The organism is Methylobacterium sp. SyP6R (assembly GCF_019216885.1).
Taxonomy (GTDB): Bacteria; Pseudomonadota; Alphaproteobacteria; order Rhizobiales; family Beijerinckiaceae; genus Methylobacterium.
On the sequence record NZ_JAAQRC020000001.1, the window covers coordinates 6,410,139 to 6,435,521 of the forward strand.

General features: G+C 70.1%; 25 protein-coding genes. 10 read left to right on the forward strand and 15 right to left on the reverse strand.

Annotated features, from left to right (window positions below; genetic code table 11):
• Positions 1-116: 116 nt before the first annotated feature.
• From ctpA to HBB12_RS29360, 6 genes are all read right to left on the reverse strand, one after another.
• The gene (ctpA, locus tag HBB12_RS29335) at positions 117-1,457 is read right to left on the reverse strand and encodes a carboxyl-terminal processing protease CtpA (protein WP_236992590.1); all 1,341 of its coding nucleotides are present in this window, start codon (positions 1,455-1,457) and stop codon (positions 117-119) included.
• Positions 1,457-2,791, reverse strand: coding sequence for a murein hydrolase activator EnvC family protein (locus tag HBB12_RS29340; RefSeq protein ID WP_236992591.1), 1,335 nt, complete (start codon positions 2,789-2,791; stop codon positions 1,457-1,459). The genes ctpA and HBB12_RS29340 overlap by 1 nt, the downstream gene beginning before the upstream one ends.
• Positions 2,788-3,276, reverse strand: coding sequence for a 23S rRNA (pseudouridine(1915)-N(3))-methyltransferase RlmH (rlmH, locus tag HBB12_RS29345; protein ID WP_236992592.1), 489 nt, complete (start codon positions 3,274-3,276; stop codon positions 2,788-2,790). Before rlmH ends, HBB12_RS29340 begins: the two co-directional genes overlap by 4 nt.
• Positions 3,277-3,309: 33 nt before the next feature.
• Complete coding sequence (rsfS, locus tag HBB12_RS29350) at positions 3,310-3,621, reverse strand: ribosome silencing factor (RefSeq protein ID WP_442919383.1); 312 nt, start codon at positions 3,619-3,621, stop codon at positions 3,310-3,312.
• 269 nt (positions 3,622-3,890) lie between these two features.
• Complete coding sequence (locus HBB12_RS29355; protein ID WP_236992594.1) at positions 3,891-4,532, reverse strand: nicotinate-nucleotide adenylyltransferase; 642 nt, start codon at positions 4,530-4,532, stop codon at positions 3,891-3,893.
• Between the two features lie 34 nt (positions 4,533-4,566).
• The gene (locus HBB12_RS29360) at positions 4,567-5,856 is read right to left on the reverse strand and encodes a glutamate-5-semialdehyde dehydrogenase (protein ID WP_236992595.1); all 1,290 of its coding nucleotides are present in this window, start codon (positions 5,854-5,856) and stop codon (positions 4,567-4,569) included.
• Between the two features lie 355 nt (positions 5,857-6,211).
• On the opposite strand from HBB12_RS29360, the gene HBB12_RS29365 reads away from it, so the two are divergent.
• The gene (locus HBB12_RS29365; protein ID WP_236992596.1) at positions 6,212-6,652 is read left to right on the forward strand and encodes a translation initiation factor 2; all 441 of its coding nucleotides are present in this window, start codon (positions 6,212-6,214) and stop codon (positions 6,650-6,652) included.
• Between the two features lie 101 nt (positions 6,653-6,753).
• Here HBB12_RS29365 and lepA read toward each other — a convergent pair whose 3' ends face one another.
• Positions 6,754-8,559 (reverse strand): translation elongation factor 4, encoded by a 1,806-nt coding sequence (gene lepA, locus HBB12_RS29370; RefSeq protein ID WP_236992597.1) that lies wholly within the window; start codon positions 8,557-8,559, stop codon positions 6,754-6,756.
• A gap of 251 nt (positions 8,560-8,810) precedes the next feature.
• Here lepA and HBB12_RS29375 point away from each other — a divergent pair, with 251 nt between their 5' ends.
• Positions 8,811-9,095 (forward strand): hypothetical protein, encoded by a 285-nt coding sequence (locus tag HBB12_RS29375; protein WP_236992598.1) that lies wholly within the window; start codon positions 8,811-8,813, stop codon positions 9,093-9,095.
• Positions 9,096-9,109: 14 nt separating this feature from the next.
• On the opposite strand, the gene HBB12_RS29380 is transcribed toward HBB12_RS29375, so the two are convergent.
• The 4 genes from HBB12_RS29380 to HBB12_RS29395 all read right to left on the reverse strand — a co-directional run bounded on the left by HBB12_RS29380 (position 9,110) and on the right by HBB12_RS29395 (position 13,293).
• Positions 9,110-9,361 carry a hypothetical protein gene (locus HBB12_RS29380; protein ID WP_236992599.1) on the reverse strand — a complete coding sequence of 84 codons (252 nt, stop codon included), beginning with the start codon at positions 9,359-9,361 and terminating at the stop codon, positions 9,110-9,112.
• Positions 9,362-9,488: 127 nt separating this feature from the next.
• Positions 9,489-10,574, reverse strand: coding sequence for an NAD(P)/FAD-dependent oxidoreductase (locus HBB12_RS29385; protein ID WP_236992600.1), 1,086 nt, complete (start codon positions 10,572-10,574; stop codon positions 9,489-9,491).
• 99 nt (positions 10,575-10,673) lie between these two features.
• Entirely contained in the window at positions 10,674-12,284 is a 1,611-nt protein-coding gene (locus HBB12_RS29390) for a phosphoenolpyruvate carboxykinase (protein WP_236992601.1), read from the reverse strand.
• Between the two features lie 229 nt (positions 12,285-12,513).
• Positions 12,514-13,293, reverse strand: a complete 780-nt coding sequence (locus tag HBB12_RS29395) for a HugZ family pyridoxamine 5'-phosphate oxidase (protein WP_236992602.1) — start codon at positions 13,291-13,293, stop codon at positions 12,514-12,516.
• A gap of 314 nt (positions 13,294-13,607) precedes the next feature.
• On the opposite strand from HBB12_RS29395, the gene HBB12_RS29400 reads away from it, so the two are divergent.
• The 5 genes from HBB12_RS29400 (at position 13,608) to HBB12_RS29420 (ending at position 17,679) form a co-directional block, all read left to right on the forward strand.
• Positions 13,608-14,324, forward strand: a complete 717-nt coding sequence (locus tag HBB12_RS29400) for a response regulator transcription factor (protein ID WP_236992603.1) — start codon at positions 13,608-13,610, stop codon at positions 14,322-14,324.
• 151 nt (positions 14,325-14,475) lie between these two features.
• Entirely contained in the window at positions 14,476-16,224 is a 1,749-nt protein-coding gene (locus HBB12_RS29405) for a sensor histidine kinase (protein WP_442919384.1), read from the forward strand.
• A 3-nt stretch (positions 16,225-16,227) separates the two neighbouring features.
• Positions 16,228-16,677, forward strand: coding sequence for an HPr kinase/phosphorylase (locus HBB12_RS29410; RefSeq protein WP_236992604.1), 450 nt, complete (start codon positions 16,228-16,230; stop codon positions 16,675-16,677).
• 88 nt (positions 16,678-16,765) lie between these two features.
• On the forward strand, positions 16,766-17,167 hold the full coding sequence (locus tag HBB12_RS29415; protein ID WP_012330218.1) for a PTS sugar transporter subunit IIA: 402 nt from the start codon (positions 16,766-16,768) through the stop codon (positions 17,165-17,167).
• A gap of 182 nt (positions 17,168-17,349) precedes the next feature.
• Positions 17,350-17,679: an HPr family phosphocarrier protein gene (locus HBB12_RS29420; RefSeq protein ID WP_236992605.1), complete on the forward strand. Its 330-nt coding sequence runs from the start codon at positions 17,350-17,352 to the stop codon at positions 17,677-17,679.
• Positions 17,680-17,703: 24 nt separating this feature from the next.
• Here HBB12_RS29420 and HBB12_RS29425 read toward each other — a convergent pair whose 3' ends face one another.
• From HBB12_RS29425 to HBB12_RS29440, 4 genes are all read right to left on the reverse strand, one after another.
• Positions 17,704-18,666 (reverse strand): GNAT family N-acetyltransferase, encoded by a 963-nt coding sequence (locus HBB12_RS29425; RefSeq protein ID WP_236992606.1) that lies wholly within the window; start codon positions 18,664-18,666, stop codon positions 17,704-17,706.
• A 119-nt stretch (positions 18,667-18,785) separates the two neighbouring features.
• A complete protein-coding gene (locus tag HBB12_RS29430) occupies positions 18,786-19,877 on the reverse strand; it encodes a CobW family GTP-binding protein (RefSeq protein WP_236992607.1) in 1,092 nt (363 codons plus the stop codon).
• 54 nt (positions 19,878-19,931) lie between these two features.
• Positions 19,932-20,711, reverse strand: a complete 780-nt coding sequence (locus HBB12_RS29435) for a hypothetical protein (RefSeq protein WP_236992608.1) — start codon at positions 20,709-20,711, stop codon at positions 19,932-19,934.
• 4 nt (positions 20,712-20,715) lie between these two features.
• Positions 20,716-22,224 (reverse strand): D-alanyl-D-alanine carboxypeptidase family protein, encoded by a 1,509-nt coding sequence (locus HBB12_RS29440; protein WP_236992609.1) that lies wholly within the window; start codon positions 22,222-22,224, stop codon positions 20,716-20,718.
• A gap of 381 nt (positions 22,225-22,605) precedes the next feature.
• On the opposite strand from HBB12_RS29440, the gene queE reads away from it, so the two are divergent.
• From queE to HBB12_RS29455, 3 genes are all read left to right on the forward strand, one after another.
• Positions 22,606-23,238: a 7-carboxy-7-deazaguanine synthase gene (queE, locus tag HBB12_RS29445; protein ID WP_236992944.1), complete on the forward strand. Its 633-nt coding sequence runs from the start codon at positions 22,606-22,608 to the stop codon at positions 23,236-23,238.
• A gap of 79 nt (positions 23,239-23,317) precedes the next feature.
• Positions 23,318-23,674 (forward strand): 6-carboxytetrahydropterin synthase QueD, encoded by a 357-nt coding sequence (gene queD, locus HBB12_RS29450; protein ID WP_060849121.1) that lies wholly within the window; start codon positions 23,318-23,320, stop codon positions 23,672-23,674.
• Positions 23,675-24,201: 527 nt separating this feature from the next.
• Complete coding sequence (locus tag HBB12_RS29455) at positions 24,202-24,882, forward strand: nucleotidyltransferase family protein (protein WP_236992610.1); 681 nt, start codon at positions 24,202-24,204, stop codon at positions 24,880-24,882.
• Positions 24,883-25,383 lie beyond the last annotated feature (501 nt).

Below are 25,383 nucleotides of genomic sequence, written 5' to 3' on the forward strand. Positions count from 1 at the left end.
GGTCCCGCGACCGTGTCGCTGCCAAAAAAGCGGAAGGCCCGCAGCGCCGGTCGTTACCGGCATTGCGGGCCTTCGCGGTAAACGCGGCGTTAAGAGCGCCGCAGGACGTCAGCCGATCAGTTCGGCTTCGGGTCCGTGGGCTTGTCGGTGCTCTTGGCGGTGTTGGCCGCGCCCTTCTGCACGCCGTGCAGGAAGTCGACCGCGGCGATGAGCTGCTTGTCCTTGGCCGGGTCCGGCGGGACGTAGGCCGACGAGCCGCCGCGCTCCTCGGTGTCCTTCTGCTTGAGGTGGCCCTTCAGGCCGGCCTCGCCCTTGGTCTCGTCCTTGCCCTTCAGGTCGTCGGGCACGTCCTGCAGCACCTCCTGGTCCGGCTCGATGCCCTTGGCCTGGATCGAGCGGCCCGACGGGGTGTAGTAGCGCGCGGTGGTCAGCCGCAGGGCGCCGTTGCCGCCGAGCGGGATGATCGACTGCACCGAGCCCTTGCCGAAGGAGCGGGTGCCGAGCACGGTCGCCCGCTTGTGGTCCTGGAGCGCGCCGGCGACGATCTCGGAGGCCGAGGCCGAGCCGCCATTGACCAGCACCACGATCGGCTTGCCCTTGGTCAGGTCGCCGGACTTGGCCGAGAAGCGCTGGGTCTCGTCCGGGTTGCGGCCGCGGGTCGAGACGATCTCGCCGCGGTCGAGGAAGGCGTCGGAGACCATCACCGCCTGGTCGAGCAGGCCGCCCGGGTTGTTGCGCAGGTCGATGATGAAGCCCTTGAGCTTGTCGCCCGGCATCTCGCTCGAGAGCTTGTCGACGGCGGCCTTCAGGCCGTCATAGGTCTGCTCGTTGAACTGGGTCAGGCGGATATAGCCGATATCGCCGCCCTCGGTGCGCGAGCGGACCGGCTTGATCCGGATCAGGTCGCGGTTGAGCGTGACCTCGAGCGGGTCCTTCGCCTCCTTGCGGGTGATCTTGAGCTTCACCGGCGAGTTGACGGGCCCCCGCATCTTGTCGACGGCCTGGTTGAGGGTCAGGCCCTGGACCTGGTCGCCGTCGATCTGGGTGATGATGTCGTTGGCCAGCAGGCCGGCGCGGGCGGCGGGCGTGTCGTCGATCGGGGTGACGACCTTGATCAGGCCGTCCTCCATCGTGACCTCGATGCCGAGGCCCCCGAACTCGCCCTTGGTCTGCACCTGCATGTCACGGAAGCTCTTGGCGTCCATGTAGCTCGAATGCGGATCGAGCGAGGTCAGCATGCCGTTGACGGCCGCCTCGATCAGCTTCCCCTCGTCGGGCTTCTCGACGTAGTCGGTGCGGATCTTCTCGAAGACGTCGCCGAACAGGCTGAGCTGGCGGTAGGTCTCGGCCGAGGCGGCAACGGCGCTCGTGCTCGAGAGCAGGTGGGTCTGGGTCGCCACCGTGGCCGTCCCGGCGCCCAACATGGCTCCGAACAGGACGAGGGAAACTTTGCGCATTATCCGCGAACCTTCTCGCTTGACCCTTTGGCCCACCAAGGATCCGGGTCGATGGAGCCACCGTCTTTTTTGAACTCGACGTACAGGACGGGATCGTTCCGCCCACCGGCTCCCGCCGAAGGTGCGGAGCCCGTGTCTCCCATGACGGCGACCGGCTCCCCCGCTAGCACGAACTGACCGACCTCGACGTTGATCTGGTCCATGCCCGCCAGGAGGAGATAGTAGCCGTCGCCCGCGTTGATGATCAAGAGACGTCCGTAGGAGCGGAACGCCCCCGCGTAAGCCACCCAGCCGTCGGCCGGAGAGGAAACGACGCCGCGCGGGCGGGTCATGAGCGATATGCCGCGGCTCGTGCCCCCGGCCCCGTCGGGGCTGCCGAAGGTCCGCACCACCTCGCCGCTCACCGGGCGCGGCACCAGGCCGCGCACCTGGGGGAAGGGAACCTTGGGGGCGAGCCGCGCCGGATCGCGCAGGGCCGCCGCCGCGAAGCGCTCGCGGGTCTCCCGGCTCTCGGCCTCCGCCGCCTCCTTCGCCGCGCCGGCGGCCCGGCGGGCATTGGCGAGGTCGCCGTCGAGGCGGTCGACCAGGTCCTTGAGGCTGCGGGCCTGGCCGGCAAGTCCCGTCGCCCGCTCCCGCTCGGCATTGAGCCCGCTCTCCGCCTCGCCGAGGCGGGCCTGTCGGGCACTGATGAGGGCGCTGAGGCGTTGGCGCTCGGCGGCCCAGCCCTTGATGTCGCCGCGCAGGGTCTCCTGGTCGGCGGCGATGAGGCCGCGCAGGCGCACCAGCTCGGCGAGGTCGCCGGCCAGGGTCTCGGCCTCGCCCTGCAATTCGGGCACCACCGCGCCGAGCAGCATCGAGGTGCGGATCGCCGCCAGCACGTCCTCCGGCCGCACCAGCACCGCCGGCGGCGGGCGCCGGCCCATGCGCTGGAGCGCGGCCAAGACTTCCGCAATGACGCCGCGGCGGGCCTCCAGCGAGCGGCGCAAGGCCGTCTCGCCGGCCGCCATGGACTGGAGCCGCCCTTCCAGCTCGGAGATGCGGCTCTCGGCCTCCTGCGCCTTGCGGGCGGCGTCGATCAGGGCCTGGTTGAGGCGGGCGCCGTCGCCCTTGATCTCGGCGACCTCGCGCTCGAGCTTGGCCTTGGTCTCGGCGCTCGCCTGGAGTGCGGTCTCGATCGCCCGCAGGCTCTCGGCCTTCCGCTCCTTCTCGGCCTGGGCCTTCGCCACGGGATCTTGCGCCACGGTATCGGATGCTGGACCCGGCGCCGTCTGGGCGCAGGCGAGGCTCGCGGCGGTCAGCAAGAGGGCGGTCGCGGGGAGGAGCGCTCGGGTCACGGGGCGCCGCGGTGATAGGGGTGGCCGGAGAGGATCGTCATGGCCCGGTAGAGCTGCTCGAGGGCCAGGACCCGGACGAGGCCGTGCGGCAGGGTGGCGGCGCCGAAGGCGAAGACCAGGTCCGCCCTGGCCCTGACACTAGGATCGAGGCCGTCGGCGCCGCCAATCACGATGGCGAGACCGGGCCGGCCGCCGTCGCGCCAGGCGCCGACCTGCTCGGCGAAACCGAGGCTCGTCACCGCCTTGCCGCCCTCGTCGAGGACCACCAGGGCGGCGCCGGGCGGAACCGCCGCCAGGATCGCGCCCGCCTCCTCGGCGCAGCGGTCCGGCGCGCGCCGGGCCCGGCTCTCCGGGATCTCGGTGAGCTGCACGGCAGAAAAGCCGAGGCCACGGCCGAGCGCGTCGGCTCGTCCCCGATATTCCTCGGCGAGGTCGCGTTCGGGACCGCGCTTGAGGCGGCCGACCGCGACGAGGGCGAGCCGCATGGCGGCGTGTCCGTTGCCAGGGTTTTCGAGCGACTAGCCAGCGAGGCGGTGGGCCGTCTGATCTTTCGGCCGGTCGGCGCCCCAGATCTTCTCGAGGTTGTAGAAGTGGCGCACCTCGGGCCGGAAGATGTGGACCAGGATGTCCCCACCATCGATCAGCACCCAGTCGCAGGCCGGCATGCCCTCGACCCGGGGATTGCCGAAGCCGCGGCTCTTGAACTCCTGGATCACCTTGTCGGCGATCGAGCCGACGTGGCGCTGCGAGCGGCCGGAGGTGATGATCATGGCGTCGGCGATGGAGGTCTTGCCGGCGAGATCGATCTCGACGGTCTCCTCGGCCTTCATGTCCTCGAGGCAGGCGAGGGCAACCGACCTCATATCCGCGGCCTCGGGCGCCGCATTCCCAGACCCTTGCCTGGAGTCCTGCGCCTGGGCGTCAGCGGGAAGCTCGTTGTCCTGAGCTTCGTGAGAGACTGCGTCGTTCAGTGCCGGCCCCTGTCGATGAAGGCACCCTGTGGCGCCACGAGACGAAATTGCCCGCGGCCTACGCGGTGCCGATGCCATTGTTCGAAGACAGTGGCGAACAGAAGGCGGTTTTTCAAGCGCGTCCAGCATTAATCCCGATTTGTCGCGCCCTGTCGCCTCGGTGCGGCGCCGGCACGCAGGGCCGTCGAGGACAGGCTCGATCGCGGTCCGTGCAGGAACACCCAGGCGGGCGGCGCGCGGTCGGCCAGGGTCGGGGCGGCGGCCTCGCCGATGCGGGAGGCGGCGAGCAGGCGGGCGGCCGGGGAGGCCATGGCCTTCAGCGTGTAGCCCGGCCGGTCGATCACCGCGAAGGGCATCCGGGCGGCGATCTCGCGAAATCCCTTCCAGCGGTGGAAGCTCGCCAGGCTGTCGGCCCCCATGATCCAGACGAAGCGGACCTCCGGGTGCCGCAGGGTCAGCCAGCGCAGGGTGTCGATGGTGTAGCGAATCCCTAGGCGGCCCTCGCCAAGCCCCGCCTCGAAGTCGGTGACGGCGATCTTCGGATCGGCCGCCACCGCCCGGGCGCCCGCGGCGCGGGCCGCCGCCTCGGGCAGGTGGCTGCGGTCCTTCAGCGGGTTGCCGGGGCTCACCAGCCACCACACCCGATCGAGGGCGAGGCGCCGCAGGGCCAGCCGGCTGACATGCCGGTGGCCGGCATGGGCCGGGTTGAACGAGCCGCCATAGAGGCCGACCCGGAGGCCCGGCGCGAGGGGCGGCAGGCGCACGATCACGGGAGCGTTCCCCGAGGCTCCCGTCGTCAGGCGGTCACGGGCGGATCTGCCCGGTGCCGCGGACCCGGTAGTTGAAGGTGGTGAGCTGCTCGACGCCGACCGGGCCGCGGGCATGCATCCGCCCGGTGGCGATGCCGATCTCGGCGCCGAAGCCGAACTCGCCGCCATCGGCGAACTGCGTCGAGGCGTTGTGGACGACGATCGCCGAATCGACCTCGGCCAGGAAGCGCTCGGCCGCCGCCCGATCCCGCGTCAGGATCGACTCGGTGTGGTGCGAGCCGTAAGTCTCGATGTGGTCGATGGCGGCGTCCAGCCCGTCGACCACCCGGACCGAGATGATCGCGTCGAGATACTCGGTCCGCCAATCCTCCTCGGTCGCTCGCGTCACCCGGGGATCGACCGCCTGCACCGCCGCGTCGCCGCGCACGGCGCAGCCGGCCTCCAGGAGGTCGGCCACCAGGGGCGTGAGATGGGTGCCAGCGCAGGCGCGGTCGACGAGCAGGGTCTCGGCGGCGCCGCAGACGCCGGTGCGGCGCAGCTTGCTGTTGCGCACGATCGCGCGCGCCATTTCGAGGTCGGCCGCTTCGTGCACGAAGACGTGGCAGATCCCCTCGAGATGGGCGAAGACCGGCACCCGCGCCTCGTCCTGCACCCGGGCGACCAGGCTCTTGCCGCCGCGGGGCACGATCACGTCGATCGCGCCGTCGAGGCCGGTGAGCATGGCGCCGACCGCCGCGCGGTCCGTCGTCGGTACGAGCTGGATCGCGTCGGCCGGCAGGCCGTGGCGGGTCAGCCCCTCGATCATCGCAGCTGCGATGGCGGTGGCGCTGCGGTGGCTCTCCGAGCCGGCGCGCAGGATCGCGGCGTTGCCGGCCTTCAGGCACAGGGCCCCGGCATCCGCCGTCACGTTGGGACGGCTCTCGAAGATCACCCCGACCACGCCGAGCGGCGTCGCCGCCCGCTCGATCGTCAGGCCGTTCGGCCGCTCGTAGGTGGCGAGCACCCGCCCGACCGGATCGGGCAGGCCGGCGATGCTCTCAAGCGCCTCCGCGATGCCCTCGATCCGGGCGGCGTCGAGCGCCAGGCGGTCGAGGGAGGCGGGCGTCAGGCCCTTGGCGCGCCCGTCGGCGAGGTCGGCGGCGTTGGCCGCCAGGATCGCCGCGCTCGCATCGCGCAAGCAAGCGGCGGCCTCGCGCAGGGCGGCATCCTTCACCGGGCCTGGGACCAGAGCCATCCGGCGGGAGGCGGCGCGGGCGCGCCGGCCGATCTCGCGCATCAGCGCGTCGACATCCTCGGAACGGGGCTTCAGGCTCAGCACGGACACGGTCGTCTCATCCCGGCCGCGGCGAGCGGCCCACGATGTCGAAGGGGACCCGTCATGCCACGGCGGACCGGCGGGCGACAAGGGCGTCGGTGGCGACGGGACGGTGGCCGCCCGAGGCGCGAGGCCACGCCCATCCGGGAGAGGGCCGGAACCGATCAGGCTCCTGCCCCACCCCAGTCGAGAACCAGGCGCGCTCTGTTAGATCAAAGAACAGATCGCTCCGGCGATATGACAGAGCGTGTCAAATCGGCAACTCTCACGGTTGTCTCGTGAAAACCTCAAGTGCGATCTTGATTGCCGACGCGGCGTCACGTCTATCTCGGACATCGCCCGAAGAGGCGAATCTGGGGGCATCATGTCAATCAAGCAGATCAGTGCGGCCGTCCTGATGGCGGTCGGTGTCGGCGCCTGCGGCAGCATCGTCCGGGGCACGACGGAGCCGGTGTCGTTCGTCTCCATTCCGTCGGGCGCGGCGATGACGACGGACAAGAAGTATGCGTGCCCGGTCACGCCGTGCACGCTCGACATCGAGCGCTCGGACGAATTCGTCGCGACCTTCACCAAGCCCGGCTACCAGCCGCACTCGATCCCGGTGCGGACGAAGATCGTCGGCAAGGGCGCGGCGGGCTTCGCCGGCAACGTGCTGGCCGGGGGCATCATCGGCATGGGCGTCGACGCCTATACCGGCGCCGCCATGGACCACGAGCCGAACCCGGTGATCGCGACGATGCGGCCCCAGGGCGGCTCCGTCCCCCACACCCGCCGCCGTCCGGGTCCGAACGAGCCGGGCATGTAGACCCGGCACGATCGCTCGACCCCGCCCCGACGCAGAGAAGGCGCGCCACCCGGCCGGGTGGCGCGCCTTCTTCGTACCGGAGGGGTAGGCCGAAGACCCGATCAGGTATCCATCTTCAGGGCGGCGATGAACGCTTCCTGCGGGATTTCGACCTTGCCGAACTGGCGCATGCGCTTCTTGCCCTCCTTCTGCTTGTCGAGGAGCTTGCGCTTGCGGGAGATGTCGCCGCCGTAGCACTTGGCGGTGACGTCCTTCGACAGGGCCCGGATGGTCTCGCGGGCGATGATCTTGCCGCCGATCGCCGCCTGGACCGGGATCTGGAACAGGTGGCGCGGGATCAAGTCCTTCAGCTTCTCGCACATGGCGCGGCCGCGGCTCTCGGCACGGGTGCGGTGGACCAGCATGGAGAGGGCATCGACCGGCTCGGCATTCACCAGGATCGACATCTTCACCAGATCACCCTCGCGGTAATCCGAGATGTGGTAGTCGAACGAGGCGTAGCCCTTCGAGATCGACTTCAGCCGGTCGTAGAAATCGAACACCACCTCATTGAGCGGCAGGTCGTACACCACCATGGCGCGCTTGCCGACGTAGTTGAGGTCGATCTGCGCGCCGCGCCGGTCCTGGCACAGCTTCAAGACGCCGCCGAGATACTCGTCCGGCGTCATGATGGTGGCGCGGATCCACGGCTCCTCGATCGTGTCGATCTTCATCACATCGGGCATGTCGGCCGGGTTGTGAAGCTCCTTCTTCTCCCCGTCGGACATGTTGAGGTGGTAGACCACGCTCGGCGCGGTCGAGATCAGGTCGAGGTTGAACTCGCGCTCCAGCCGCTCCTGGATGATCTCGAGGTGGAGGAGCCCGAGGAAGCCGCAGCGGAAGCCGAAGCCGAGGGCGGCCGAGGTCTCCATCTCGTAGGAGAACGAGGCGTCGTTGAGGCGCAGCTTGCCCATCGCGCCGCGCAAATTCTCGAAATCCGCGGCGTCGACCGGGAACAGGCCGCAGAACACCACCGGCTGCACCGGCTTGAAGCCCGGCATCGCCTCCTTGGTCTTGCGCTTGTCCTCGGTGATGGTGTCGCCGACGCGGGTATCGGCGACTTCCTTGATCGAGCCGGTGAAGAAGCCGACCTCGCCGGGACCGAGTTCCGACACGTCCTGCATCTTGGGCCGGAACACGCCGAGGCGCTCGACGCCGTGGGCCGCATCGGCCCCCATCATGCGGATCGTCATGCCCTTCTTGAGCACGCCGTCGACGATGCGCACCAGCACCACGACGCCGAGATAGACATCGTACCACGAATCGACCAGCAGCGCCTTGAGCGGCGCCGACCGGTCACCCTTCGGCGGCGGCAGCCGGGTGACGATCGCCTCCAGCACCGCCTCGATGTTGAGGCCGGTCTTGGCCGAGATCGGCACCGCGTCCTTGGCGTCGATGCCGATCACCTCCTCGATCTGCTCCTTGACCCGGTCGGGCTCGGCCGCCGGCAGGTCGATCTTGTTGAGGACCGGGACGATCTCGTGGTTGGCGTCGAGGGCCTGGTAGACGTTGGCCAGCGTCTGCGCCTCGACGCCCTGGGAGGCGTCGACGACCAGCAGCGAGCCCTCGCAGGCGGCGAGCGAGCGCGACACCTCGTAGGCGAAATCGACGTGGCCGGGAGTGTCCATCAGGTTGAGGACGTAGTCGCGCCCGTCCTGCGCCTTGTATTCCAGGCGCACGGTCTGCGCCTTGATGGTGATGCCGCGCTCCTTCTCGATGTCCATCGAGTCGAGCATCTGCTCGCTCATGTCGCGCGCCGCGACCGCCCCGGTGATCTGGATGAGCCGATCGGCGAGCGTCGACTTGCCGTGGTCGATATGGGCGACGATCGAGAAGTTGCGGATGTTGTCGATGGGGGACGCGGTCATCGTGAGGCTGTCTCCGGCGCGCAGGCGCGGCGATGCGCGGGGCGCACGGCGGTGGGGATAAGAGTCGACGGGAGATAGCAGCGGCACCCCGCCGCGCCAAGACGGCGGCCGGACGCACGCGACACGTTCCACGGCGCGCCTCATCGGCAGCGGTCGGCAGCAGCCCCGTTCCCGCCGGCTCGCTACAGCGAAGTGACTATCACTCCGGCTTCGGCATAATCTCAGTCGCGAGATGACGCAGGGATCGAACCGTGGAAAGAGACAACAGCGATGCGGGGCAGCGACCGAATCTGGTCGAGGTCGACAAGATGGCCATCGCTCCCGACGTTCTGGAACGCCGACATGAGGGTTTTCGCCAGCGCGTCACCATCCATCTGACCTACGCGATCGTTCTGCTTTCCATCTCGGCGATCGGCCTGGTGGTGGCATTTCCGGACAGGACAGCAGCGTTAAAAGATATCTTGTCTATCATCCTGCCCGGATTGTTCGGCGTCTACGGGACTGCGATGGGTTTCTATTTCAGCCAGAGGAAGTGATCCGCCGACCGAAATCAGCGGAACACGACCTCTTTTATGCGCCCATCGCTTTCCTGAATCAGGATCGACGCACCCCGCTCCTTCTGCTCAAGGAGAAACTTTTCGGTCCCAAGCGCGCGACGGACGGCCTCCGAGAGGGTGATATTGCCGTAACGGCTCGCGATCCATTCGAGGATCTGCCTGTTATCAGCCGACAATCTCAGCGTGAGCTTGTCCGCATTCTTGTCCTGCTCGGGCGCACAGGATTCGGTGAATTGTACGGCCATGGGGGCCTCCGCGATGTCGTTCAGACGTCGAAACGTCAACGCATTGACGCCTATTGGCGGTGCGATAAGCGTCAGCGTCAAGTGCCCGTGGCGACACGTCATCCATTGCCGGCCATGGCAGCGAACCTCACGCTCCCAACCGGTCCGCCACATCCTCCGCCAGCGACAGGCTCGAGGTCAGCCCCGGGCTCTCGATGCCGAAGAGATGCACGAGCCCCGGCAGCCCGTGCTCGGCCGGGCCGTCGATGAGGAAGTCGGCCGCCCCCTCCCCCGGACCGGACAGCTTCGGGCGGATGCCGGCATAGTCGGGCACCAGCGCGCCGTCGGGAAGCGCGGGCCAGTAGCGGCGGATCGCGGCGTAGAACAGGGCACCGCGGCCGGGATCGACCTCGTAGTCGGGGGCGTCGATCCACTCGACGTCGGGGCCGAAGCGCATCCGCCCGGCGAGATCGAGGGTGAGGTGGATCCCTAAGCCCCCCTCGACCGGCGCGGGGTAGATCAGCCGCGAGAAGGCCGGCCGGCCGGTGCAGCCGAAATAATTGCCCTTGGCGAGCACGAGCCGCGGCACCCGGGTCTCGGGATAGCCCTCGGTCGCCCGGGCAAGGCCTTGCGCGCCGAAGCTCGCGGCGTTCACCACGGCATCGACCGTGAGCTCATCGTCGCCGAAGCGGGCGACCCACCCGTCGGGCGAGCGGGTGAGGCGGTCGATCGGCGTGTTGAAGGCGAGCGCGCCGCCCGCCCCCTCGATGTCGCCCTGCAGCGCCAGCATCAGGGCGTGGCTGTCGACGATGCCGGTCTCGGTCGAGAGGAGCGCGGCATTGCAGGTCAGGTTCGGCTCCAGGCGCCTCGCTTCCGCGCCGTCGAGGAGCGACAGGCCCTCGACCCCGTTCTCGACCCCTTGCGCGTGGATCGCCGCGATCTTGGCGCCCTCCGGCTCGGTCGCCGCGACGATCAGCTTGCCGATCTTGGCGTGCGGGACCCCGTGGCTCGCGCAGAAGGCGTAGAGCCGGCGCCGTCCCTCGACGCAGTGGCGGGCCCGGCTCGAACCGGTCGGGTAGTACATCCCGGCATGGATCACCTCGGAATTGCGCGAGGACACGCCGGTCCCGATGCCGCCTTCCGCCTCCGCCACGATCACCTCGTGACCGCGCAGAGCCAGATCCCGACCGATCGCGAGGCCGACCACGCCGGCACCGACGACGAGCACCATCATCGGCCGCTCCTCCCTGAGTTTCTTCGTTAGGGCTTATACAACGAGAAAGGGCCCCTCTCCGGGGAGAAGGGCCCTCGCATGATCGAAACCTGAAAAAGATCAGGCCGCGATCGACATGGTCGGCTCGGCGGCGCGCACGTCGGCGTCGACATGGGCCTCGAAGCGCTTGAAGTTGTTCTGGAACATCTCGACCAGGCTCTTGGCGGTCGCGGCGAAGGCCGCCTTATCCTGCCAGGTCTTGACCGGGTACAGGATGTGCGGCTCGACACCCGGCACCGAGGTCGGGACCGCGAAGCCGAAATACGGGTCGCGGCGGAAATCCGCCTTGGCGAGCGAGCCGTCGAGCGCCGCGGTCAGCAGCCGGCGGGTGACACGGATCGGCATGCGTCGCCCGGTGCCGACGCCGCCGCCGGTCCAGCCGGTGTTGACGAGCCAGCAATCGACGTGGTGACGGGCGATCAGGTCGCGCAGCAGGTTGCCGTAGACCGAGGGGTGACGCGGCATGAACGGCGCGCCGAAGCAGGTCGAGAAGGTCGCCTCCGGGCCCTTCAGCCCCTTCTCGGTACCGGCCACCTTGGCGGTGTAGCCCGAGAGGAAGTGGTACATCGCCTCGGCGCCGGTCAGCTTGGCGATCGGGGGCAGCACCCCGAAGGCGTCGCAGGTCAGCATGACGATGTTCTTCGGGTGCCCGGCCTGGCCGGTGGCGCTCGAATTGCTGATGAAGGGCAGCGGGTAGGCGCAGCGGGTGTTCTCGGTGCGCGAGGCGTCGTCGAAGTCCGGCAGGCGGGTGACCGGGTCGATGACGACATTCTCCATCACGGTGCCGAAGCGCTCGGTGGTGGAATAGATCTCGGGCTCGGCCTCCTTCGACAGGCGGATGGTCTTGGCGTAGCAGCCGCCCTCGAAGTTAAAGATGCCCTTCGGGCTCCAGCCGTGCTCGTCGTCGCCGAGCAGCACGCGGTTGGGATCGGAAGACAGGGTGGTCTTGCCGGTGCCCGACAGGCCGAAGAACAGGGCCGAGTCACCCTCGTGGCCGACATTGGCCGAGCAGTGCATCGGCATCACGTGAGCCTTGGGCAGCACGTAGTTCAGGTAGGTGAAGACCGATTTCTTCATCTCGCCGGCATAGGACGTGCCGCCGATCAGCACGATCTTGCGCGAGAAATCGACCGCGATGACGGTCTCGCTGCGGCAGCCGTGCCGGGCCGGATCGGCGCGGAAGCTCGGCAGGTCGATGATGGTCAGCTCCGGCTCGAAAGTCGCAAGGGTCTCGCGCTCCGGCCGGATCAGCAGGTTGCGGATGAACAGCGAGTGCCAGGCATATTCGGTGAAGACCCGGGTGCGGACCCGATGACCGGCCTCGGCGCCGCCGACGAGATCCTGGGCGAACAGTTCCTTGCCCTCGGCATGGGCCAGGAAGTCCTCCAGCAGGGTCTCGAACTGGGGCCGGGTGATGCCGCCGTTGTTCTCCCACCACACCTCGTTCTCGGTGTCGGCGTCGCGGACGACGAACTTGTCCTTGGGCGAGCGGCCGGTATGGATGCCGGTCTCGGCCACCAGGGCGCCGCCGGCGGCCAGCTGCGCCTCGCCGCGCTGCAGCGCGTGCTCGTAGAGGCTCGGGGCCTCCAGGTTCCAGTTGACGCGCTTGAGGTTGCGCAGGCCGATCTTGGCGGCGCCGAACGCCTCGTTGAATACGCCGATGTCGTTCACGCCCGTTCCTCCTGGCGCCGACCTCTGGAACCACGGCCGGCAGCCGGTCCGGATCGGGCCGATTGACTTAACCCTTGCGCCGGATCCGGCGACCGATGCTGTCGTAGCAGGTCGCGCGCCTCCGCGCCGAGGCCGATCAAGTCGCCTCGGTGGGGTGCTTTAGTAGGTGGCGAACCTTCGCGGTTCAATCGAATTCGCGCGAATCGGCGGTGACAAGCCGGACTTTGTGTCAGGGGACGGGGGTGGCCCGCGCCTGCGCGGCCATCGCCACCAGGGTGGGGCGCAAGGCGGCGGGGCCGGCCAGCCGCTCCGGAAACGGGACCCGGGCGGTGCGCTCGCCGGCCATCAGGTCGAGCCCTTCCGGGTCGAACCCGGTCAGGCGCCACGGCCCGGGCTCCTCGCCGGCGAGCTGCGTGGCATAGAGCGCGACGGCGTCGAGGTGGTCCTCGTTCATGTGGGCGACGGCGCCGGGCTCGGATTCGGCGAGCGCCTCGAGGCCGGTGAGATCGGTGAGGAGTTCGCCTGCCGTGAGCGTCGCGGCCTTCGCGAAGCCGCCGTTGAGGTGCCCGGCCCGGACCTCCAGCCGGAAGAACGCGAAGTCGGGGAAGTCGGCGTAGAGCGCGGCCTTCGGGTGGCGGGCGAGGAAGCGCGCCCGCGCCCGGGGCTCGGCGCTGCGCTCCGCGCGCCCCGTCACGGTCAGGCGCGGATGGGCCAGCGGATCGCCCTTGCCGCCCTGGGAGAGCAGCAGCGAGCAGCGCGGATCGGCCTCCAGGTTGAGGGTATGGGCCGAGAGGCGCGACAGCAGCAGGAGCGGCGTCCCGTCGACATCCGTCGCCACGGTGACGAGGGACGCGAAGGGCGCCCCGCCTTCATGCTCCCCTTGCCGCTCCAGGGTGGCGAGCGCCCCCGAGCGGATTTTGCGCAGGAGCGACTTGGCGAGGCCGATCGCGTCGAACGGCGCCTCGGCGGCCGGCAGCGGCGCGGCCTGCTTCCTGTCTGCCTCGGCCATGCGGTCTCCCCCCTCGCCTCGCGCGTCTCGCGATCTACCTTGGCGATGGCAGGCAGGCCCGTCCAGGCCGCGCGACGCCGCGGCGCGCGGACCCGAAATCCGGGCCCATCTGTGGCGGCCTCGCCACGGGTGCTCGCTTTTTCGGCGGGATGGCCTTAAGGGAGACAGAATCGTGGCGTCGCGGCCACTGTCCAGCCTTTATTGGCAGGAGGGGCCGCGACACACGAGATTGACCCCGGAACCGGGTCCAGTCGGGTTGCGTTCAGCAGGGCCGGTATGTCCTGCGGGCGACGCCCGCGCCCCAGGGAATGCCCATGCCGACCATCGCCCTCGTCGATGACGACCGCAACATCCTGACCTCCGTGTCGATCGCCCTGGAGACCGAGGGGTACCGGATCCAGACCTATACCGACGGCGCCTCCGCCCTCGACGGCCTGAAGCATTCGCCGCCCGACCTCGCGATCTTCGACATCAAGATGCCGCGCATGGACGGGATGGAGCTGTTGCGCCGCCTGCGCCAGAAATCCGACCTGCCGGTGATCTTCCTGACCTCGAAGGACGAGGAGATCGACGAGTTGTTCGGCCTCAAGATGGGCGCCGACGACTTCATCCGGAAGCCGTTCTCGCAGCGTCTCCTGGTCGAGCGGGTGAAGGCGGTGCTCCGCCGCTTCGCCGCCAAGGAGGCGGGGCCCGGCGCCTCGGCCAAGGAGGCGGAGGCCGCGGCGGCGCGCTCCCTGGAGCGCGGCCAGCTGATGATGGACCCGGAGCGCCACACCTGCACCTGGAAGGGCGAGCCGGTGACGCTGACCGTGACCGAGTTCCTGATCCTCCAGGCGCTGGCCCAGCGCCCCGGCGTCGTGAAGAGCCGCAACGCGCTCATGGATGCGGCCTACGACGATCAGGTCTATGTCGACGACCGCACCATCGACAGCCACATCAAGCGCCTGCGCAAGAAGTTCAAGGTCACCGACAACAGCTTCGACATGATCGAGACGCTGTACGGCGTCGGCTACCGCTTCAAGGAAATGTAAGACACTTGACCTTCGGATCGTCGGACTCCAGAGATGTGATCGCGTGAGCGACGGATCGGCCCGCGGCGCCGTGCGCCGTCTCCTCGGCGGCACCGGCCGCTTCTTCGGCGGCTCGCCCGTGAAATCCTCACCCGTGAAACCGTCGAGCGAGATCGACCCCGACGCCGAGGCCGCGCGCGAGCCGTTCGGCCCGCGGACGGTGCGGCGCTGGATCGCGCAGCGCTTCGCCTCGAGCCTGACCCGGCGCATCGTGGTCCTGAACCTCGCCGGGCTGATCGCGCTCCTGATCGGCTTCCTCTACCTCAACCAGTTCCGCCAGGGCCTGATCGAGGCCCGGGTGCAGAGCCTGCTGACTCAAGGAGACATCATCGCCGGCGCCATCGCGGCCTCGGCGACCGTCGATACCGACGCGATCACCATCGATCCCGACCGCCTGCTCCAGCTCCAGGCCGGCGAAGGCGGCAATTTCGGCGACGAGGCGCCCTCGGGTCTCGAATTCTCCCTCAACCCGGAACGGGTGGCCCCGCTCCTGCGCCGCCTCATCACGCCGACCGGCACCCGCGCCCGGGTCTACGACCGCGACGGCACGATGCTGATCGATTCGCGCGGCCTCTACATAAGGGGCGATCTCAGCCGCGAGCCGCCGCCGGCCCATAAGGAGCGCCCGAGCCTGATCGAGCAGGCCTGGAACGCCGTGCGGACGCACATCCCGGGCCTCGGCCGGCCCTCGTCGGCCGACGAGCCGGGCCCGGCGGACGGGCGCACCCTGCCGGAGGTACAGCGCGCGCTCGCCGGTGCCCGCGGCACGCTGGTGCGCCGCAACGGCCCAGGCGAGACCATCGTGTCGGTGGCGGTGCCGATCCAGCGCGGCCGCACCGTGCGGGGCGCCCTGCTGCTCTCGACCCAGGAAGGCGACATCGACAAGATCATCGCAGCCGAGCGCTTCTCGCTGCTGCAGGTCTTCATCATCGCGGCGCTCGTGATGGTGGTGCTGTCGATGCTGGTCGCCGGCCAGATCGTCGGCCCGGTCGGGCGGCTGGCGGAGGCCGCCGAGCGGGTCCGCACCGGCATCAAGTCGCGCCAGGAGATCCCCGACTTCACCCGGCGCACCGACGAGATCGGCCATCTCTCGGGTGCGCTCCGGGACATGACCCAGGCGCTCTACCGCCGCCTCGACGCGATCGAGAACTTTGCGGCGGACGTGTCGCACGAATTGAAGAACCCGCTCACCTCGCTGCGCAGCGCCGTCGAGACCCTGCCGCTCGCCAAGACCGACGAGTCCCGCGGCCGGCTGATGCAGGTGATCCAGCACGACGTGAAGCGCCTCGACCGGCTGATCAGCGACATCGCCGACGCCTCGCGCCTCGATGCCGAATTGGCCCGGGCCGAGGCGGGCCGCGTCGATCTGAAGAAGCTCATCACCACGGTGGTGTCGGTGGCCAACGAGCGCCGGCGCCGGGGCGACGCATCGATCGACCTCACCGTCGAGCCGGCGCCGTCCGGCACCGACGACCCGTTCGCGATCCTCGGCCACGACAGCCGGCTCGGCCAGGTGGTCAACAACCTCCTGGACAATGCCCGCTCGTTCTCGCCCAAGGGCGCGAGCGTCCGGGTGGCCCTGCGGCGGCGGCGCAACGCCGTCGAGCTGACCGTCGAGGATGACGGGCCGGGCATCCCGCCCCACGCCCTGGAGCGGATCTTCGAGCGCTTCTACACCGACCGGCCGGAACAGGGCTTCGGGCAGAATTCGGGGCTGGGCCTCTCGATCTCGCGCCAGATCGTCCAGGCCCATCGCGGCACGATCCGGGCCGAGAACCGCCTCGGGGCCTTGGGCGAAGACGGCGAGCCGGCCTTGCTCGGCGCCCGCTTCATCGTCCGCATCCCGGCCCAGAGCCGTTGAGGGATGGGGGCCGTCCACGCCAGCTGCGTCGTGCTCGGCGAGGATGGGGTCCTGATCCGGGGACCGGCGGGGAGCGGCAAATCGACCCTGGTCCGTGACCTGATCGGGCTCGGCGCTATCTCGGGCGTCTTCGCTGCCCTGGTGGGAGACGACCGCGTGACCCTGACGCCGCGGCACGGTCGCCTCGTCGCCGCCCCGCACCCGGCGCTGGCCGGCCTCCTGGAGATCCGCGGGCTGGGCCTGCAACCCGTTGACGCCACGGTGCCTTCGGCGATCCTGCGGCTCGTCGTCGACCTCGCCGAGGCGGCCCCGCGGATGCCCGAGGCCGCCGACGAGACGGTTCTTCTCCGGGGGGTGGCGCTTCCCAGAACGATCCTGCCGCCGGACCCCGGCCGGGCCGCAACGGTGTTGTGGCGTTGGCGCCGCCTCCGTGTCATGATGATGACCGATTGATGCGGATTTCGCCGCATTGCTCTTGCGCTCGCCTTTGCGCTGCACAAAATGGCGGCTCGGCTCCAACGGGGCGTCGGAACTCGTGTCGATGATTGGAATGGTGCTCGTCACCCACGGCCTGCTCGCGACGGAATTCAAAGCCGCGCTGGAGCACGTCGTGGGGCCGCAAGAGCAGCTCGAGACGATCACCATCGGCCCCGAGGACGACATGGAGGTCCGTCGCAAGGACATCATGTCGGCGGTGTGCCGGGTGAATACCGGCGAGGGCGTCGTCGTGCTGACCGACATGTTCGGGGGCACGCCCTCGAACCTCGCCCTCTCCTGCATGAACGGCGGCTCGGTCGAGGTGGTCGCCGGCATCAACCTGCCGATGCTGATCAAGCTCGCCAGCGTGCGCGACGAGGAATCCCTGGGCGAGGCGGTGCTCCACGCCCAGGAAGCGGGGCGCAAGTACATCAACGTCGCCTCGCGGGTGCTCGCCGGCAAGTAGGCCCTGCACCGCAGGATCGCCGGCAGGACGGCCGAGGGGCCGTACCCTCGATTCCCGCGTCATCCGCTCTAGCTTTCTGCGGAAGCCCGGTTACCGTGACCGGACGCTTCCCGACAACGCGCGCGAGACCCGGACGACGGGCGACAACCCGTCCCACCGGATCCGAGCAGGTGCCCCGACCCATGACGCCCTTTGCCGACACAGACGATGCCGACGGCGAGTTGCCGCCGGTTCCCGAGGGCGCGAGCGCCCGCGACCTGCCGATCATCAACCGCCGCGGCCTGCACGCCCGGGCCTCCGCCAAGTTCGTGCAGACGGTGGAGAAATTCGGCTCGGAGGTCACGGTGAGCCGGGGCGGCGAGACGGTGGGCGGGCGCTCGATCATGGGCCTGCTCACCCTCGGGGCCGCGCAGGGCACCAGCATCCGGGTCACGGCGCTCGGGCCCGACCAGGATTCCTGCATGGAGGCGATCACCGCCCTCCTCGCCAACCGCTTCGGCGAGGACGAGTAGGCCTTCCCCGCTCGCCGGGACCCGTCAGGCCCGCAGGCGCATCAGGCGGCGCAGGGTTCTGGGCTGCGGCGTCCGACGGGCGACGCCCGACGCCTCGACCGTGACCAGGGCCTCGATGCGGGCGGGTGCCGGCGCGAGGGCCGGCGCTTGCGCCAGGCAGAGGCCAGCCTGGCGCCAGATCGTGTCGTGCCGTCCGGTCGCGAGGTGGACGGCCGCCGCCACCACCTCCCCGTCCCGCCGCACCAGATCGACGCAGGCTTGGCCGCGATGGGCGAAGCGCCGTGTCACCACCCGGAAGGCGGTGGCGGTCGCGGGGTCGGCGAGCAGGCTGTCGGGGCCGCGCCGGGCATCCAGTACCAGAAAATGCTCGACGGCGTCGCGCAGGCGCGCCGGGTCCCGCACCCGCTCCAGCGAGGTCCGCCCGGCCGGCAGGGTCAGGGGAGCCGTTTCGGGCGCCGGCGCCTCGGCCTGGTCCGCGACCGCCAGGCGGCGCCCGGTACCGCCCGCGGCCTCGCCGAGGGCGACCGCGAGGCCCGAATCCGGCCGCAGGTCCGGCCAGTGCAGGTCGACGAGGCGCAAGCGCGACAGCCGCAGATGGTCGAGGGCGGTGCGCAGCACCGAAGCGGCGTGGCCGGCATCGATCGCCGCCTCGGCAGTGCCGGCGAGCGGCAGGCGCCAGAGCCGGGCGCGGCCGGCCAGGCCCTGGCGCGCCGGCAGCCGCAGCGGCAGCACGCCGCGTAAGGTCGGCGTGCGCAGGCCGTCCTGCCAGACCAGCAGCAGTGCCAGGGTCCGGCCGTCGGCGAGGTGCTGCGCCACCGTCAGGGTGAAGTCCGGATCGGCGTAGACGCTCGGCTCGAGGGCGCGGGCCATCAGGCTGCGCCAGGCCTCCACCTCGGGCTCGCGCAGCGAGGAGGGATGGCGCAGCTCCGCCCGCAGGCTCACTGCGCCCGTCAGACCGCCCTCGATCAGCGTGAAGGGAGTGCTCATCGCAGCCTCGCTCCGGGTCACCTGTCCCATGACGGGACAGGAACACGGCCCCTACGGCCGCGCCGGGCGAGGCGGTTCAAGCGGCGTGCCGATCCTTTGCGGGACCGACCTCGCCGGGATCAGCCGCCCGGGATCGCCAGCGGGTTGCCGGTCAGCGCCGCGGCGTCGGGCGCATCGACCGCCGGCCGGCCCAGGAAGGCGTCCCACAGCCGGCGCACGAAGGCGGGATCGAGGTCGCGCACGATCAGGACCAGCCGCGAGCGGGTATCGCCGTCGGGCCAGGCCGGCAAGGTCGCGGGCGTATGGACGACGTGCTGCACCCCGTGCACCACCACCGGGCGGCCCGGATCGTCGGCGAGCGCCACCAGCCCCTTCAGGCGCAGGAGCTTCGGCCCGTGGGCGGAACGCAGCAGGTCGAGGAACATCTCGAACGCCGCGCGCGGCACCGGCGCGTCGCTCACCAGGTGGAAGGCCCGGATCGCCGCATCGTGCCGGTTGACGTCGTGGTGGTGATGATCGTGGCCGTGATGGTGATGATGATGGTCCTCCGCGCCGAGCCAGGCCCGCACGTCCGCCACCTTGCCGTCGGGGTCGAACAACCCGCCGAGCAGCGCGTCAGCCGGGGCGTCCGGCGCCAGGATCGCGGCGCCCGGGTTGATCCGGTGCAGGCGCGCGCGCAGGGCCTCGTCCCGCCCGTCGGCGAGATCGGCCTTGGTCACCACCAGCCGGTCCGCCACCGCGACCTGGCGCAGGGCCTCCGGGTGCGCGTCGAGGGTGCCGTCGCCGTTGACCGCGTCGACCACCGTGACGACGCCCTGGAGCGCGTACCGCATCGCCACGTAGGGATGGTAGAGCAGCGCGTGCAGGATCGGCGCCGGATCGGCGAGGCCGGTGGTCTCGATCACCACCCGGCGGAACGGCTGGATCCGCCCGTTGTCGCGCTTACGCAGCAGGTCCTCCAGGGTGGCGATCAGGTCGCCACGCACCGTGCAGCACAGGCAGCCGGCCCCGAGCAGGATCATCCCCTCGTCCACCGTCTCGATCAGCAGGTGATCGAGCCCGACCTCGCCGAACTCGTTGACGATCACCACCGTGTCGGCGAGCTCGGGCGCCTGGAGAAGCCGGTTGAGCAGGGTGGTCTTCCCGGCTCCGAGGAAGCCGGTGAGGAGCGTGAGCGGGATCGGGGCCGGGCGGCCTGGGGTGTCGGTCATGCGGGCGGTCTCGTCGGACTATTCACCGCGAACTGCGCATCCGGCTGCCGAACGTCAATCCCGGCTCGTCGGACCGGTGAGCGGAACCTGCGCCAGCACGCCGCCATCGAGGACCTGATCGTCGGTGGCCCAGAGCAGCCACAGCGCATCGACCGTGAGGCGCAGGACCGGCCGGTCCCACCAACGATCGATCATCTCGGCGAGGAACGCGGCCTCCGCCGGGTCGAGGTCGTCGGTCAGGGCGTGCAGACCGACGAGGTAGAGCCCGCTCGCCGGCCGGCCCATGATCCGCTGGATCTCCGCCAGCACGTCGATCCCGTCCCGGCATTCGGGATAGACCCGCAGGTAGAGCCGGCCGAGGTTGATGTTGCCCGAGAACAGGCCGCGTAGCTCGACCGTGACCGGGCCGAGGGCGGCCAACGCCGCCTGCTGCGCGGGCGTCAGCACCGGCACCGCCTCGGGCCCGACCGCGAGGGAACCGCACAGGGTCGCGTGCAGGCGGTCGGCCCGGCGTGCGGCGACCTCCCAGGCGATCTTGTGCGCGAAGGGTGCGGCCCGCAGATCCCGCTCCAGGGCGGCATGGGCCGGGGCGGCGGCGAGATGCGCCTGCGGCACCGGCAGCACCAGCGAGACGACCCGGGGATGGCGGCCGCGCGTGTAGTACCGATTCTCCCGCGTAGGGATCACGCCCGGATGATCGGGCGCCACCAGGGGCAGGTGCGCGAGGCGGTAGGATTCGTCGAGGGCGAGCCCCCGCCCCGGCACGAACACGGTGCGGCTGCGGTCGTAGGCCAGGGCACCGTCCGGGCAGAAGACCGGCGCCGCATCGGCCACCGGCTCAATCGTCCTTCTTGCGCGCCGACTTCACGGCCGGCTTCGCCGCGGGCTTGGCCTCGGCCTTCTGTGCGGGCTTCGCCGCAGGCTTCGGCGCCTTGCCGGCCGGCTTCGCCGCGGGCGTCACCGCCGCCTTGTGCCCCTTCGGCTCGGCGATCACCGCGGTGGCCGGGCCGGTGGAGGCGAAGGCGGAGGCCGCGGCCGGCGTCGCGCCCTTGTGGCGGGCCAGCAGCTTGGGCTGCGGCACGGTGGCGCCGGTCGCCGCGATGCTGCGGCTCGGGGCGGGCTTTTGCGGCACGGGCTTGGCCAGCTTCACCCGCGCTGGCTTGGCGGTGATGGGCTTGGCCGGCGCGTCGTCGTTCGCCGCGATGGCACTCTCGGCCGGGTCGCGGCCGGTCCAGACCAGCACCGGCTGCAGCGGCGCCCGGGGCGGCAGGGCGCGGTTGCGCAGGGCCGCGCTGTTCATGGTGGCGAAGGCGAGCGCCGAGGAGGGCGGCGCGCCGGCCGCCATCAGCTGCGCGTTGGCGTTGTCGGCATTGCCGCCGGCGGCCGCACCCGCGGTCACCGCGGAGGAATCCGAGTCGGCCGGCATCGGCCGGCGCTTGTCGCAGATATAGGGCCGCATGTCCGGCGGGGCCGCGATCGACGAGACCGGCAGGTCGTTGAGCGTCTGGCCGCCGAAGCTGAACCCCGACTGGCCGAAGCCGTAATCGAACAGGTCGGCGGTCTTCAGGTCGCGCTCGCGGGCGCTCGCCTGGCCCATCACCACGGTGAGGATGCGCCGGCCGTTGCGGTTGGCGGTCGCCACCACGTTGAAGCCGCCCGCGCAGATGAAGCCGGTCTTCATCCCGTCGACGCCGGCATAGCGGCCGAGCAGGCCGTTGTGGTTCGGCATCACCGCGCGGCCGAACTGGATCGCCGAGATCGAGAACAGGTCGCGGTTCTCGGGAAAGTCGCGCAGCAGGGCGCGGCCGAGGACCGCCATGTCCCGGGCCGAGGTCCATTGCCGCGCGTCGGGCAGGCCGTTGGGATTGTACCAGTGGCTCTCGCGCATGCCGAGGCGCTGCGCGGTCTCGTTCATCTGGGCGGCGAAGCCGTCGATCGAGCCGCCGAGATTCTCGCCGATCGCCCAGGCGACGTCGTTGGCCGACTTCACCATGATGATCTTGAGGGCGTTGTCGAGGGTGAGCTGGGTGCCGGGCTTGAAGCCCATCTTGGAGGGCGGCTCGGCCGCGGCGGCCTCCGAGATGGTGAGGAGCTGGTCCATCGAGGCGCGGCCCTGGCGCACCATGTCGAGGGCGACGTAGGTCGTCATCAGCTTGGTGATCGAGGCCGGGTACCAGGGGTCGGTGGCGCCCTGGCTGTAGATCACCTTGCCGGAATCGACGTCGACGACCAGCATCGGCGCGGTGACCGCCCCCGCCGTCCCGGCAGCCAAGGATCCGGCGGCCACGAGGGCGCCGAGGCCGAAGAGGCGTCCGGCGAGGCGCGGCAGCAGCGCAGCTGTGAACATTCCGATGGGTCCCCGTCGTGCCGGTGCCGCCCTGCAGCGCCTCCCGCGACCGTCCGGCCTTGAGAAGAAGGCCGTCCGGTCACGCCGCCCCGGGCACCGCACGGCGGACCGACCATCAATGTAAGGCAACGGCGAAGCTTTTGACAGCGCCGCGCGACACCCCCATGAACCGACCATCCGTGGCGGGAGCATGGCGGCGCTGCCATCCCGTGCCCGCCCACAGGGCCGTCCACAGGGGCCAAAGGGCACCCGACCTTGCGCGGGAGGCCTGCATCCGGTGGGCTTGCCGGCGCGGCTCCCATCTGACACGGCAGGATGGCCGCAAGAACCACATGGAGCAACGTGCGCGCCGCCACCCGGCGGCGCCCGACGATCGACATCATGAGCTACGCCGTCAAGGAGATCTTTCACACCCTCCAGGGCGAGGGCGCCCAGGCCGGGCGCGCCTCGGTGTTCTGCCGCTTTGCCGGCTGCAACCTGTGGAGCGGGCGCGAGGCCGATCGCGCGCAAGCCGTCTGCCGCTTCTGCGACACCGACTTCATCGGCACCGACGGCATCGGCGGCGGCCGGTTTCCCGACGCGGAGGCGCTGGCCGAGGCGATCGAGCGGACCTGGAACGGGGCGCGGGGCCGGCGCTACGTGGTGTTCACCGGCGGCGAGCCGCTGTTGCAGCTCGACGCGGCGCTTCTCGCTGCCGTCCATGCCCGGGGCTTCGAGGCGGCGGTGGAAACCAACGGCACGCAGGAGCCGCCGCCCGGGATCGACTGGATCTGCGTCAGCCCCAAGGCCGGGGCGCCGTTGCGCCTCACAAGCGGCGACGAGTTGAAGCTCGTCTATCCGCAGGCCGAGCTCGACCCGGACGCGCTCGCCGAACTCGATTTCCGCCACCTCTGGCTCCAGCCGATGGACGGGCCCGACCGGATCGGCAATACCGAGGCCGCGGTGGCCCATTGCCTGCGCGACGCCCGCTGGCGCCTGAGCCTCCAGACCCACAAGCTGATCGGCATCCCGTAAGTCCGGCCGCGGGTGATTTCGCCTGCCGGACCAACGGTGCTAAGGGGCGGCACACATTCATCCCCAGACGCGACCACAGATGAAGATCACCCAGGCCTTCACGTTCGAGGCGGCCCACCGGCTGCCCAACGTGCCCGCGACCCATCGCTGCCACCGCATGCACGGCCATTCCTACCGGGTGGAACTGACCCTCGACGGGCCGGTCGATCCGGAGACCGGCTGGGTGGTGGATTTCTTCGACGTCGAGGCCGCGTTCGGGCCGGTGCTCGAACGCCTCGACCATTACTGCCTCAACGAGGTGCCGGGCCTCGAGAACCCGACCGCCGAGCACATCGCGGTCTGGATCTGGGAGAAGACGCGGCCGGCCCTGCCGCTCCTGTCCTCGGTCAAGGTGTTCGAGACGCCGATGTCGTGGGCGGAATATACCGGGGCGTGATACAGCTTGCGCTTGATCTATTTTGGAAACAATAAAGCGCGGGATCCCCTCTCCCGTGTGGGAGAGGGGTAGGGGCGATCGAAGATCGCGCAGGGTGGAGACGGTACCGCAAGAAGACTGAACCGTTCCGCTGCCAGCACGACGGTCACAGCTTTACACGGAAGCCGAGCCACCCTCACGCGGGATCTTCGATCCCCAGGCCCCTCTCCCACACGGGCTAGTGTGTTCACACTTCTCGGTTCGAGAGCTTCTCCGGTGAAGGTCGCGCGCCTCTCCTCCCCAGGCGATCTCGGGCTTGCCCGAGATCGCTCAAGCTTGTGGGGAGGAGCTGGAGGTGGGGGTGGTGCCGGATAGAGCGCAGCGGTGCCTTCTGCACCACCCCCACCCCTAGCCCCTCCCCACAAGGGGGAGGGGAAGCGCGCTTAATTTCAATGGGTTAGCATTCAGAGGAGAAGTGTGAATCCGCTAGCCCACACGGGAGAGGGGAGGCGCGCTTTACTTTTTCGAACGAATCAAGCGGAATTCGTATGACTCCTGACGAAGCGGAGCACCGACACCGTCTCGCCGCCATCGTCCGGGCCGACCCCGACCTGATGGCGCTTCTGGCGAAGGCCCGCTCCCTCGCCCTGCCGCAATGGCGCCTCGTCGCTGGCTGCCTCTACCAGACGGTCTGGAACGTCCTGACCGGCCGGCCGCGCGGGCACGGCATCCGCGACTACGACCTGATCTACTTCGACGATGCCGACCTGTCCTGGGAGGCCGAGGACGCGGTGCTTCGCCGCGCGGCCCCGGTTCTCGCGGATTGCGTCGGCCCGGTCGAGATCCGCAACCAGGCCCGGGTCCATCTCTGGTTCGAGCGTCGCTTCGGGGCCCCCTACCCTCCCCTGCCGAGCGCCGACGCGGCCTTGTCCCGCTATGCGGCCGTGGTCCACGCGGTCGGAATGCGGCTCGAGCCGGACGACACGCTCTCGATCGCCGCGCCGTTCGGCCTTTCCGACCTGTTCGGGATGGTCCTGCGCCCCAACCCGGCCATCGCCAACGGGCCGGCCTACGCCGCCAAGGCGGAGCGGGCCCGGGCGCTGTGGCCCGAACTGACGGTGATCCCCTGGCCTGGGACGGCGGACGCGCCTGTCAAGTGCGTGCAGGACACGGCAGCGGTTTCCACCGGCCTGTCCCCGGCGCCCTCCCCGCTCTCGACAAGTCCTTGAGTTCGTACAGGTCTTTCGCAGGGCCAACGGGCCCATCAACGAAACGGTCACGATTCCAGCACGTTGCCGCCGGACAGGCTGTGGACCGGGCGTGGGCGAAGGACCGGTGTAACGATCGGTTCACCTTGCCGCCGATCGTTCCTGTTGCGAAAAGTCCCCCGGACAGCCTAGTTTTTGTCCATGCCCGCCGCTCGCGCGGGTCTCGTCCCGCTCTCGATCGACGCAACCGGCCCACACCGCGGCGCAACACCCGCGGGATCGCCGCACCGTGCCGCCAAGCCTCGGCGGCGCCTCGCGGAATTGGGGCCCGGGGGTCTTTAAGAGAAACGAGACCAGTTGTTGATAGACCGGGACGAACCAAGGGGACAAAGGCCGGGAGGGAGTTGACTTCCCGGGCCTGCGACCCGGCCGCCCATCCCCGCGTTCGGGGCCGGGGCGGCAAGCGTATCTGCGTACGGACCGGGAGCGGGCAGCCGCCACCGGGCCGAGAAGGGACCAGTC

Excerpts from the sequence above, each read along its gene's own strand:
- ctpA (WP_236992590.1), bottom strand. The coding sequence starts at position 1,457 with ATGCGCAAAGTTTCCCTCGTCCTGTTCGGAGCCATGTTGGGCGCCGGG.
- rlmH (WP_236992592.1), bottom strand. The coding sequence starts at position 3,276 with ATGCGGCTCGCCCTCGTCGCGGTCGGCCGCCTCAAGCGCGGTCCCGAA.
- rsfS (WP_442919383.1), bottom strand. The coding sequence starts at position 3,621 with ATGAAGGCCGAGGAGACCGTCGAGATCGATCTCGCCGGCAAGACCTCC.
- HBB12_RS29365 (WP_236992596.1), top strand. The coding sequence starts at position 6,212 with ATGTCAATCAAGCAGATCAGTGCGGCCGTCCTGATGGCGGTCGGTGTC.
- lepA (WP_236992597.1), bottom strand. The coding sequence starts at position 8,559 with ATGACCGCGTCCCCCATCGACAACATCCGCAACTTCTCGATCGTCGCC.
- HBB12_RS29380 (WP_236992599.1), bottom strand. The coding sequence starts at position 9,361 with ATGGCCGTACAATTCACCGAATCCTGTGCGCCCGAGCAGGACAAGAAT.
- HBB12_RS29385 (WP_236992600.1), bottom strand. The coding sequence starts at position 10,574 with ATGATGGTGCTCGTCGTCGGTGCCGGCGTGGTCGGCCTCGCGATCGGT.
- HBB12_RS29395 (WP_236992602.1), bottom strand. The coding sequence starts at position 13,293 with ATGGCCGAGGCAGACAGGAAGCAGGCCGCGCCGCTGCCGGCCGCCGAG.
- HBB12_RS29400 (WP_236992603.1), top strand. The coding sequence starts at position 13,608 with ATGCCGACCATCGCCCTCGTCGATGACGACCGCAACATCCTGACCTCC.
- HBB12_RS29410 (WP_236992604.1), top strand. The coding sequence starts at position 16,228 with ATGGGGGCCGTCCACGCCAGCTGCGTCGTGCTCGGCGAGGATGGGGTC.
- HBB12_RS29415 (WP_012330218.1), top strand. The coding sequence starts at position 16,766 with ATGATTGGAATGGTGCTCGTCACCCACGGCCTGCTCGCGACGGAATTC.
- HBB12_RS29420 (WP_236992605.1), top strand. The coding sequence starts at position 17,350 with ATGACGCCCTTTGCCGACACAGACGATGCCGACGGCGAGTTGCCGCCG.
- HBB12_RS29425 (WP_236992606.1), bottom strand. The coding sequence starts at position 18,666 with ATGAGCACTCCCTTCACGCTGATCGAGGGCGGTCTGACGGGCGCAGTG.
- HBB12_RS29430 (WP_236992607.1), bottom strand. The coding sequence starts at position 19,877 with ATGACCGACACCCCAGGCCGCCCGGCCCCGATCCCGCTCACGCTCCTC.
- HBB12_RS29440 (WP_236992609.1), bottom strand. The coding sequence starts at position 22,224 with ATGTTCACAGCTGCGCTGCTGCCGCGCCTCGCCGGACGCCTCTTCGGC.
- queE (WP_236992944.1), top strand. The coding sequence starts at position 22,606 with ATGAGCTACGCCGTCAAGGAGATCTTTCACACCCTCCAGGGCGAGGGC.
- queD (WP_060849121.1), top strand. The coding sequence starts at position 23,318 with ATGAAGATCACCCAGGCCTTCACGTTCGAGGCGGCCCACCGGCTGCCC.
- HBB12_RS29455 (WP_236992610.1), top strand. The coding sequence starts at position 24,202 with ATGACTCCTGACGAAGCGGAGCACCGACACCGTCTCGCCGCCATCGTC.